Here is an 8,715-nt window from a genome sequence, read left to right on the forward strand (position 1 = left end):
GACATGCCTTCAACATCAGGCCCGCACCCCCATCGGGAGTCGCAGCGGACCGCTGAGCGGGCCGCTGAGCGGGCCGCTCACTCGGCCAGCCGGTTGTCGCGCTCCAACTCGCCCTCGGCGTCGGCGAGCGCGTCGGCGTCGATCTGCTCGGCGAACTCGGCCGCCTCGGCGCTCTGCGCGGCGAGCGCGTCCTTCACCGCCCGGATGGCCACACCAGGCGGGTAGCCCTTGCGGGCCAGCATGCCCACCAGCCGGCGGAAAACCGCGTCCGGCTCGCCCCGGGCGGTGCGCAGCTTGCGCTCCACGAGACTGCGGGCGGTGTCCGCCTCGGTCTCCTCGTCCAGCTCGCCCAGCGCCTCGGTGGCCACCTCGCCGTCCACACCCTTGCGGCGCAGCTCGTTGGCGAGCGCCCGGCGAGCGAGGCCCCGCCCGGCGTGCCGGCTGGACACCCACGCCCTCGCGAACGCGGCGTCATCGATGATGCCGACCTCGTCGTACCGGTCGAGGACCTCTGCCGAGACCTCCTCGGAGATGCCCCGCTTGGCCAGCGCCCCGGCCAGCTCGGCCCGGGTACGGGGCCGGACGGCCAGCTGACGCAGGCAGATCTCACGGGCCACCTCGGACTCGTCCCGGGGAGGAGCCGGAGACTCGACGGCGTCGGCCTCCCCGGAACCACCCCGGCGGCCTCGCCGAGGGCGGGGCGGGTCGGTGGCGTCGCCCGTACGAGGCGGACTGGCATCCCAGCCCCGCCCCGTACGAGCGCGTCGTCCTGCCACGGGTCAGCGACCGGTCAGAAGTCGACCGGCGGCAGCTCCGGGCCACCGGCGGCGTCACCCGCGCCGACCCCGACGCCGAGCTTCTCCAGGATCTTCTTCTCGATCTCGGCGGCCACGTCCGGGTTTTCCTTCAGGAACTCCCGGGCCTTCTCCTTGCCCTGGCCGAGCTGGTCGCCGTCGTACGTGTACCACGCTCCGGACTTGCGGATGATCGCCTGCTCCACGCCGACGTCGATCAGCGAGCCCTCCCGCGAGATGCCCTTGCCGTACATGATGTCGAACTCGGCCTGCTTGAACGGCGCGGCGACCTTGTTCTTCACGACCTTGACCCGGGTGCGGTTACCGACCACGTCGGTGCCGTCCTTGAGGCTCTCGATGCGTCGCACGTCGAGCCGGACCGAGGCGTAGAACTTCAGCGCCCGACCACCGGTGGTGGTCTCCGGGCTGCCGAACATCACGCCGATCTTTTCCCGCAGCTGGTTGATGAAGATAGCCGTGGTGCCGGTGTTGCTGAGCACACCGGTGATCTTCCGGAGCGCCTGGCTCATCAGCCGGGCCTGGAGGCCCACGTGGCTGTCGCCCATCTCGCCCTCGATCTCGGCACGGGGCACCAGGGCCGCCACCGAGTCGATCACGATGATGTCCAGAGCGCCGGAGCGGATCAGCATGTCCGCGATCTCCAGCGCCTGCTCGCCGGTGTCCGGCTGGGAGACCAGCATCGCGTCGGTGTCGACGCCGAGGGCCTTCGCGTACTCCGGGTCGAGCGCGTGCTCGGCGTCGATGAAGGCGGCGATCCCGCCGTTGCGCTGGGCGTTGGCCACCGCGTGCAGTGCCACGGTGGTCTTACCGCTGGACTCGGGACCGTAGACCTCGACCACCCGGCCACGCGGCAGACCACCCACGCCGAGCGCCACGTCGAGCGCGATGGAGCCGGTCGGGATCACGGCGGTCTGGATGACCGGCCGCTCCCCCAGCCGCATCACCGAGCCCTTGCCGAATTGCTTGTCAATCTGGGCGAGAGCAAGGTCGAGTGCCTTCTCCCGGTCAGGCCCTGCTGCCATGGTTGCCACCCCTGCCTTCGCCGGCGTCTTTGCTGAGCTTCGCGTCACGCGGACACGCTAGGCGCTAGGTCCGACAGAAAACCAGCCGACGGGCCGCGAGCTGTGGACGAGCACCCCGCTGTGGACAATAGCCGAACAGGTGTACGACTCGACAAGCGACACGCGGAACCGGCGAAAAGGCTGCTCAGCGTAGTCGAGCGGGCACCCGGTCGGGGTAGGCGGCGCAGACCGCCCGCCACACCACGTGCGTCTGCTCCCCCGCCGCCAGGGCCTGCTCGATGGTCCGTCCGCCGAGCTGGGACAGCACCTGATCGCGGGCGATGCTGGCCGCGTAGCCGGGCCCGAACGCCTCGTCCAGCCGCGTCCAGAAGTCGGTCAGCCGCACAGTTATCAGCCCTCCTCGTCCGGTGCCCCGATCGGCACCGGGCGCAACGCTAGCGCCACCAGGGGCGCCACCGCGACCGCCGCGAGCAGGGTGAGCACGGGATATCCGGCGAACTGCATGACAAACCCGCTGACCACGGCCGCGCCGGCCCCGGCCAGTCCCATGATCAGGTCGGAGAGCCCCTGGACGCTCGGCCGCACCCCGGCCGCCACCGACTCGGACAGCAGGGTCGAGCCGGCCACCATCGTCCCCGACCAGCCCAGCCCGAGCAGGACCAGACCGACCGAGAGCCGAGGTGTGTGGTGCCCGGCGGTGCCGGCGACCGCGCAGGCGGCCAGCAGCAGCCCGACCCCACCGAGGATCACCGCCCGTCGACCGAGCCGGTCGGTGAGCCAACCGACCACCGGGGAGAACGCGTACATGCCGGCGATGTGCAGGCTCAGCACGATGCCGACCAGCCGCAACACGTCGGCGTCGGCGTGCGACTCACCGAGCCGGACCGGCGTCATCGCCATCACCGCCACCATCACCAGGTGACCCACCGCCACGGCGGCGATGCCGAGTCGGGCGGCGGGCTGTCCGCGTACCACCGACCAGGCCGCCCGCATCCCGGCGGCGCGTGGCGCGCGCACCCCGACCGGCGCGGCGGCCGGCCGCCCGGCACCACCCGCCGCCGGCGCCTCGGCCGCCACCGCGGTCGCCGTCGCGTCGGCGGCCGACGGACGGTCGGCGGCAGGTGCGTCGGCCGCCGCGAGCCGGCGCGCGGTGAGCAGCGGGTCGGGCCGGAGCAACCCGAGGAGTACGACGGCAGCCAGCACGAAGGCGACCGCGCTGAACGCGAACGGGCCGGCCAGCGGGGGCAGCCCCCAGCCGGTGGTGACCCGGTCGGCCAGCGCGGCGAAGTTCGGCGCGGCCACCGCACCGATGGTGGTGGCCCAGACGATCAGGGACAGCTGCCGCCCCCGGCGGGCCGGCTCGGCGAGGTCCACGGCCGTGTACCGGGCCTGCAGGTTCGCGGCGGTGCCCCCGCCGAAGAGCAGCATGCCGAGGAAGAGCAGCGGCACCCAACGGGTGGCAGCGGCCAGCACCACCAGCACGCCGCCGACGGCGCCGACCGCGTACGCCAGCGCCAGACCCGGCCGGCGACCGTGCCGCGCCATGATCCGGGTGACCGGGACGGCGAGCAGCGCGGCACCGACCACCCCGGCGCTCTGCGCGACACCGGCCACCGCGGTCCCGGCGATCCGGGCCGCGAGCAGCGCGCCCACGGCGATGCCGATGGTCACGCCGATCCCGCCGATGATCTGGGTGGTGAAGAGCAGCCGCAGGGTACGCCGCTGGATCGACGCGACGTCGGGTCGGACGCCGGTACGCGGTGCGGTCAGGTCGGTCGCCATCGGCGCTCCTGTCGGAAGGGGTGAACTCATCCTCGCGCACCCGCACCGACCAGCGGCAGTGGGTTTTGCCACCAGCCGAACCGGTCGCCCCGCCCGGCCCTCCCGGTACGCCCCCTTCACCCCTGCGATCGTGGTGTCTCCGGTGGACCGGGCAGCAGGGATGCCAGCCGACGGATCCGGGTCAGGGTGAGCGCGGCGACGGCCGCACTGACGGCGGCGACCACGCCGAAGATCACCGCGAAGCCCTCGTTGTCGGCGGCGAGCAGAGCGAGCAGGATCAGCCCCAGGGCGGTGACCAGGACGGACAGCAGCGCCGCCCAGGTGGCCCGCCGCTGTCCGGCGAGATAGCCGGGCAGGTCGGCCCGCACCGCGTCGTCCTCGGGCACGGCGCCGGTGCGCACTGCCTGGCGCAGCGGGTACCCCTCGGGATCCTGCCGAGCCTCGCCCACCACGCGCTGCGCCAGATAGATCGAGGGGCCGATCCAGACGGCGTTCAGGGCGGCGCCCAGCACGGCTTCGTCAAGTGCTTCCTGTCGGTCGAAGAGCCAGCGCATCGGCAGCCCGATGAGCACCGTCATCGGCACCCAGTACACGGCCATGAGCTGCAAGCCGGTCGCCCGCGCGAAGAACCGCCTCCCTCTCCCGCGAAGCCCGGCGGCCGCGGTGGCGCGACGCTCCTCGTTGTCAACGTCCATCGACATCCGTTACCCGCGCACACGACCCGGGACACACTGTCGACCGTGGACAGCTTCCGTTCCGCGCGAACGGAAACTGTCCACGATCTGGACGGCGCACGGTCGGGTCAGCCCGCCATCACCCGCTGGTGCAGCGCGGAGACCGCCGAACGCGCCGCCACGAACGCGCCGTGCTGCCAGGCCACCTCGTGGCTGAGCCAGTCCCCGGCGAAGTAGACCCGTCCGGCCGGCTGGAGCAGCAGGTTGTAGCCGGCCGTGCCGTACCGGGGTGAGGTCCAGGCGCCCTCGATGTAGCGGGTCCGGTCCCAGGCGTGGGAGTACGAGGTGACCAGCTCACTGCGGTACTTGTCGCCGTGGATCTTCACACCCTGGCTGACCGCGCGCTCGGCGCGCTGCTCCGGGGTCAGCCCGCTGTACGCCCTGGCGTTCGCCCCGGTGTTGTAGTAGCCGACGACCAGGCCGCGCTTGCCGTGGAAGCCGTACGACGGGTACCAGATGTGCGACAGGTCCAGGTCGGTCTCGGTGATGCCGCCGTAGATCCGCTGATCGGTCTCCCACCAGCGGCTGCGGTACTCCAGGCCGATCTTGCCGGAGGCGGTGACCGGGAAGTCGGCCAGGGCCGCGGTCACCGCCGTGCCGAGATTGTGCGGCACCCGGGCCATCAGGTGCGGCGGCAGCGCGGCCACGCAGTAGTCGGCGGTGATCTGCGACTGCCGGCCATGCTGTCGGTAGGTCACCTCGACCCGGCTGCCCCGGTCGGTCACCGCTGTCACCTCGGCGTCGAGTCGGATCCGGTGCGCGCCCACCGCCCGGGCCAGGGCTCGGGGGATCTGGTCCATCCCACCGACCGGTTGGAACATCAGCATCGCCTGGTCGTAGCCGAACTCGAAGGAGAAGTACCGGCCGATGTTGCTGGCGAACACGTCGGAGAGCGCCGGCGGCGTGCCGAGCGGGGTCCCCACGTCGTTGCCCGCACCCGGGTACGCGGAGAAGCCCCGACGGCTCGTCCCGGTGTACGCCCAGTCGCTGCCCCGTCCGCCGATCGCGCCGAAGCTCTGCAGGAACGACAACAGCCGCTCGCGGTCCTCCGTGCCGAGTCGGGCGTCCAACGCGCCCTGGTCGGTGGCCTTCGCCAGCAACTCCGAGACGTAGCCGTACACGTCGGCCTTGGCGGTGCGGTACCGGACCGGCGCGGTCATCCCGGCGGACTCGTTGTAGATCCAGGCGTCGGCGTTCTGGTTGGTGAAGACCTCGACGGGTACGCCCAGTTCCCGGCAGTAGTCCATGGTGACCATCCACTGTGCGATCCGCCCCGGGCCGGCGTTGAAGTAGACGCCGTCGGAGAAGCCGGCCCGCTGCGTGCGTCCGTCCAGGTCGGTCTCGACGTCGCCGCCCCGGATGGTCAGGTTCCGACCACCGACGCGGTGCCGCGCCTCCAGGATGGTGCAGTGGTAACCGGCCTTGCCCAACTCGTACGCGGTGGTCAGCCCGGCGATGCCGCCGCCGAGCACGACCACGCTGGCGCCGGACCGCCCGGTGAGGGTGAAGTCGGACCGCTCCGGAGGCCGGAACGCCGGGGTGACCGACGCCGCCGCGCTGGGGGCCAGCCCCATGGCACCCATGGTGGCGAGCATCGCTCCGGCCCCACCGCTGATCCCGACCGAGCGCAGGAACCCACGCCGGCTGACCATCGACTGCGTCTGATCGCTCATAACGGCCTCCCCTACAAGATCGACTCGCATGAGTCTGCAGAGACGCTGTTACGTGGATCGCGCGACGCCGTTTCCGGTAGGTATCAGCCTCACTCGATGACAGGGGATGGCCGCCACTCGCCTGGCCGTCGCGGCGGCGTCTTCAGCAACGTCACGACGAGCGGTTGACCCGCCGTCCGGCGCTGGCGCGGGACACGACGGTGAGGTCGGCGACCAGACCCTCGTACGCCTTGTCCTGGTCGTCGGCCCGCAGCACGGCGGACGGATGGATGGTGGCCAGCAGTCGGGTGGGCGGCGCGTCGGCCCGCTTTCCGGCGTTGTCCACCGGCACCTGTGCGAAGTCCGCTGGATGCTGCGCCGACTCCGGCCAGGGCAGCAGCTCGCCCCGCTGCCGGGTGACCCGGAAGGACGGGCCGAGCAGCGCCTTGGCGGCGGTCGCGCCGAGCACCACCACGAACTCCGGACGCAGCCGGGCGAACTCGGCGACCAACCACGGTCGGCAGGCGGTGATGTGCACCTGGTCCGGGGTCTGGTGGATCCGCCGCTTGCCGCGCAGTTCAAAACGGAAGTGCTTCACGGCGTTGGTCAGGTAGAGCTGGCCCGGGTCCAGCCCGGCGTCGTCGACCGCGCGGCGCAACAGGCGTCCGGCCGGGCCGACGAAGGGCAGCCCTTTCAGGTCCTCCATGTCGCCGGGCTGCTCGCCGACCAGCACCACGCGGGCACTCTCGTCACCCCGGCCGAAGACCGTCTGCGAGGCGTCCCGGTACAGCTCGCAGCCCCGACAGCCGCCGGCGGCGGTGCGCAGGTCGTCGATGGTGTCGGCGTCGGGCGGGATGAACCGCTGGGCGCCCGGAGCGTTCCCGGTCTGCTCGGCCATGCCGACTGTTATATACCCGTTCGGTGCCCGCCGCCGGACACGCCGCAGCGCACCCCGGCCGCGTCAGGTCAGTACCCGTTACCGCCCCCGTCGCCGCCGGACGCGATCGCGATCAGCACAATGATGATGATGATGATCGCCACCGCGATGGCGATCCAGATCCCCTTACGAGCCCCACCAGAAGCCATATCCCCACACCTCCGGGCGCCCGCATACCCGTCCCCGCCGCCCCGAATCCTCGCGATCTCGCACTTTCTGTCCCGACCAAAGCCAAGACATCGGGCATTTCGCCAGCAGAACCTGCAAGATCGCGGAAGGGGTGGGGGTCAGGTGGGGAAACCTGGGGGGTGGGGTGGGTTGACGGCTTGGGCCAGGGCTGCGGCCAGGGGGGCCAGGTCGGTGGGGTCCAGGGGGCTGACGGTGATGCGCAGGGCGGGCGGGGCGGCGATCCGGTAGAGAGCGCCCGGAGCCACCGCCCACCCGGCGTCGCGGAGCGCGGTCACCGCGCTGGTCTCGTCCGCGACCGGCAGCCAGACGTTGATGCCGCTGCGGCCGTGCGCGGTCAGGCCGTGCGCGGCCAGCGCCGCGAGCAGCCCTTCGCGCCGCTGCTCGTAGCTCTGCGCCGCCCGCCGCACCAACTCGGTGACCGCCGGGTCCCGCCACAGGGCGAGCACCAGACGTTGCAGCACTGTGGAGATCCAGCCGGCGCCGACCCGGGTACGGCCGCTCACCCTGGCCACCGTCGTCTCGTCACCGACAAGCACCGCCATCCGCAGGTCCGGGCCGAAGGGCTTGCTCACCGAACGGAGGAAGGCCCAACTCGCTGTCGCACCGGCGAGCGGATGCAGGGGTACGCGGGCCAGTTCGGCAGCGTGGTCGTCCTCGATCAGCAGCAGGTCCGACCGGCCGGCGAGCAGTGCCCGCAGCGCCTCGGCGCGGGCCGCCGACACGGCGGCGCCGGTGGGATTCTGCGCCCGGCTGGTGACGATCAGCGCCCGCGCTCCGGCGGCGAGCGCCGCGGCCACCCCGGCGACCAGCGGCCCCTCGTCATCCAGCGGTACGCCGATCGGGCGCAACCCGAGCGCGGCGACCAGGTCGAGCAGGTTGGCCCACCCCGGGTCCTCGACCGCCACCGCGTCGCCGGGGCGCAGGTGCGCGCCGAGCAGCCGCTCGATGCCGTCCAACGCCCCGCCGGTGAGAGTCAACTCCCCGGCCGCCTCGGCCAGTTCGGGCAGCACCCCGGCATCGGAGTAGCCGACCGGCGGGCCGCCGTCGGTGGCGAGCGCCGCCAGGTGCGGGCCCAGCGGGGGAAGCAGTCGCAGGTCGGGTTCACCCCGGGACAGGTCCCGGGCGCCGGGCAACGGTGGGGGGCGCAGCGCGGAGCGACGGGCGGCCACCGGCGGGCGGGGGCGTACCCGGGTGCCGTGCCGACCGGCGGTGGCGAGCAGCCCGCGCTGGCGTAGCTCCTGGTAGGCGCGGGCGACGGTGGCGGGGCTGACCCCCAACTGCGCGGCGAGCGCCCGCACCGGCGGCAGGGCCGCCCCCGGTGGCAGGGCACCGGCACGGATGCCCGACTCGATGCTGGCCGAAATCTCGACGGCTGTCGTACCGGTGGGCTGATAGTGTGCTGACACAAATAGGAGATTGTACTAGAACAAAGGGGCGCGCATGTATCCACCCACCGCCCGGACCACACCCCACCGTTCCCGCGACAAGATGAGCTACGACACTGCCGCCGCCCACGCCGTGCTCGACGAGGCCTACGACTGCGCGCTCAGCTTCACCGTCGACGGCCAACCCCGGGTGCTGCCC

8 protein-coding genes are annotated in these 8,715 nt (G+C 72.4%); all 8 read right to left on the reverse strand.

Features of this window, described 5'->3' with window-relative positions; translation table 11 throughout:
- Window positions 1–77 precede the first annotated feature (77 nt).
- On the reverse strand, window positions 78–776 hold the full coding sequence (locus tag KBX53_RS13080; protein ID WP_030336774.1) for a regulatory protein RecX: 699 nt from the start codon (window positions 774–776) through the stop codon (window positions 78–80).
- A gap of 14 nt (window positions 777–790) precedes the next feature.
- Window positions 791–1,837 carry a recombinase RecA gene (recA, locus tag KBX53_RS13085; RefSeq protein ID WP_030336775.1) on the reverse strand — a complete coding sequence of 349 codons (1,047 nt, stop codon included), beginning with the start codon at window positions 1,835–1,837 and terminating at the stop codon, window positions 791–793.
- A 184-nt stretch (window positions 1,838–2,021) separates the two neighbouring features.
- On the reverse strand, window positions 2,022–2,222 hold the full coding sequence (locus KBX53_RS13090; protein ID WP_030336777.1) for a DUF3046 domain-containing protein: 201 nt from the start codon (window positions 2,220–2,222) through the stop codon (window positions 2,022–2,024).
- Window positions 2,223–2,227: 5 nt separating this feature from the next.
- Window positions 2,228–3,619: an MFS transporter gene (locus KBX53_RS13095; protein WP_210859448.1), complete on the reverse strand. Its 1,392-nt coding sequence runs from the start codon at window positions 3,617–3,619 to the stop codon at window positions 2,228–2,230.
- Between the two features lie 116 nt (window positions 3,620–3,735).
- Window positions 3,736–4,314 (reverse strand): hypothetical protein, encoded by a 579-nt coding sequence (locus KBX53_RS13100; RefSeq protein WP_210859449.1) that lies wholly within the window; start codon window positions 4,312–4,314, stop codon window positions 3,736–3,738.
- Window positions 4,315–4,421: 107 nt separating this feature from the next.
- Window positions 4,422–6,026: a flavin monoamine oxidase family protein gene (locus KBX53_RS13105; protein ID WP_210859450.1), complete on the reverse strand. Its 1,605-nt coding sequence runs from the start codon at window positions 6,024–6,026 to the stop codon at window positions 4,422–4,424.
- Window positions 6,027–6,177: 151 nt separating this feature from the next.
- Window positions 6,178–6,903 (reverse strand): UdgX family uracil-DNA binding protein, encoded by a 726-nt coding sequence (locus KBX53_RS13110; protein WP_030336785.1) that lies wholly within the window; start codon window positions 6,901–6,903, stop codon window positions 6,178–6,180.
- Between the two features lie 326 nt (window positions 6,904–7,229).
- Complete coding sequence (locus KBX53_RS13115; protein ID WP_210859451.1) at window positions 7,230–8,537, reverse strand: aminotransferase class I/II-fold pyridoxal phosphate-dependent enzyme; 1,308 nt, start codon at window positions 8,535–8,537, stop codon at window positions 7,230–7,232.
- Between the last annotated feature and the right edge of the window lie 178 nt (window positions 8,538–8,715).

Origin of the sequence: Micromonospora sp. M51, from assembly GCF_018070305.1 — a bacterium.
In the GTDB taxonomy this organism is placed as follows: Bacteria; Actinomycetota; Actinomycetes; order Mycobacteriales; family Micromonosporaceae; genus Micromonospora; species Micromonospora parva.